At 58.3% G+C, this 1,308-nt stretch carries 1 protein-coding gene; it reads right to left on the bottom strand.

Features of this window, described 5'->3' with window-relative positions:
- Positions 1–5: 5 nt before the first annotated feature.
- Positions 6–1,208: an ISL3-like element ISAeme19 family transposase gene (locus J9893_RS12995; protein WP_081000878.1), complete on the bottom strand. Its 1,203-nt coding sequence runs from the start codon at positions 1,206–1,208 to the stop codon at positions 6–8.
- Positions 1,209–1,308: the final 100 nt, after the last annotated feature.

Raw genomic sequence — 1,308 nt, 5'->3', positions numbered from 1 at the left:
TTGGTTCATCGCGGCTTTCCGGGGAAGGCCGCCTTGATTTTCAGAAAAAAGTATTCTGAGTCCCTAAATCCATATGCCATGCGCTTTATCACTTTGATCTTGTTGTTCACCCCTTCCAGCACACTCGTGTGCATCGGGTAGTTTGCACTCGCCAGGATCCCCCGCATATATTTCGATAAATTTCGACCAAATCGTTGCAGCGGCGCTAGCCCGCTTTCCTTCACCTGCCGCATCCAGCTCCGCCATCGTCGCCATCCTTCCCACACGCTCGGCGCATACCAGATGCCCTTCAACCCCTCTTTCAGCACGTACACCATCGCCAGCGGTTGATTCGCCGCCAACAGCTCCTGCAACTTCACATCCTGTTTTTCACTCAGCTTCGCCCGATTACGTAGCAGCAACCAACGCGCACTTTTGACCACTTTTCGCGCCGGTTTATCGCTTTTCAGTGCATTCGCCTGCTCCACTCGCACCCGGTCCACCACCTCTCGGCCATAGCGAGCCACCACGTGGAACAGGTCGTAGACCACCTCCGCCTGCGGGCAGTGTTGCTTCACCTCCAGGTCGAACGCCGTGTTCATGTCCATCGCCACCGCCTCAATCTGCTGGCATCGCTCGCCGAGCTGCTCGAAGAAGGGACGGATAGCGGCCCGGCTGTTGCCGTGCCCCACCCACAGGACGCGGGTTCGCTCGGCATCCATGATCACGGTGGCATAGCGGTGTCCCTTGTGCAGGGCAAACTCATCCATCACCAGCCGCCGCACCTCCCCAAGTTCGATGGTGCCCACACTGGTCTGCAAACGGCGCTTGTCGATCTCCTTGATGGTGTGCCAACCGACCCCGGTGAGCTGGCTGACATGGCGGATGGGGAGGTACTGAACGAGCGCTTCAATCCAGCACTGCATGCGCCGGGTGAGGCGGGAGCCAGAGGGGAGCCAGTCGATATGTTCACTGACGCGACCACAGCGCAGACAGTCGACGCGGCGAACAGGCAGTTGTAACCAGACTTGTCGGTCAAATAGGTCTCGCTCACGCACCCGGCGGATACGTTGGTCGTGGATCAATGGCGTGGGTTGCAGGCATCGGCGACAACGGGGCAAGAAGTCGGCGCGAGGCTCAAGGGTAAACAGGGTGTGATGGTTGGCAGAAAGCGCTTGGGCGATGACGGTATAACCTGGCCAGAAGGAGGCAATATCAATATGATGCACGGCGACAGCAGGGTGATGGTGGTGGTGTGTTTGGCGACAACCAGTTTACCAGCACCCTGTCTGTCAACTTCCACTTTCCCAGGATCCCGCGAAGAACCTT

It is taken from the genome of Aeromonas sp. MaB10011B (assembly GCF_017939325.1).
Taxonomy (GTDB): domain Bacteria; phylum Pseudomonadota; class Gammaproteobacteria; order Enterobacterales; family Aeromonadaceae; genus Aeromonas; species Aeromonas caviae.
The sequence above is the reverse complement of the archived record's forward strand: the minus strand, read 5'-3'. Positions and strand labels throughout refer to the sequence as shown.